At 42.6% G+C, this 519-nt stretch carries 1 pseudogene; it reads left to right on the top strand.

The annotated features are described in order from the left end of the window. Nucleotides 1–303: 303 nt before the first annotated feature. Nucleotides 304–519: pseudogene (locus tag R7Q48_RS31060) on the top strand (AEC family transporter); the annotation flags it as partial.

Raw genomic sequence — 519 nt, forward strand, 5'->3', positions numbered from 1 at the left:
GGACTCCTATTTATCACCACCAGAACCGCACAAGGAATGAGCGCGGCTCAACTTCATTTCACTTGTCAGCGCTGGAGTTCTGTTTTATCTCCAGTGCGATAAGTCGGAGTAGTAAACCAATATATGCAACCTTCGACCAGTCGAGCTTGGTCAAACTGAGATATTAGGCTCATATCGAAATGCAACATACATCCTAATCAACATAAGAATAAAATTTCATCGCTTCCCTATTCCCCGCCCCCTAGTTTGTGGCTTAATAGCGAAACAATAATGACTTTTTTCTTTTTTGCTGCGGATACTTACATGGATTCTGTTTTACATCAGTTGCAATTCTCTTTGTCGATCACCGGCCCCATCTGCTTAATGTTGGTGCTTGGCGTTATCTTTAAACGGTTTGGTCTCATCAACGATAACTTTATTGAAATTGGCTCTAAGCTGGTTTTTAAGGTCACGCTGCCAGCCATGTTGTTTGTCAGTATTGTGGCTTCTGAGCATGATTTTTCTGCCGCCAGTGGTTTC

Source organism: Vibrio sp. 378 (genome assembly GCF_033339435.1).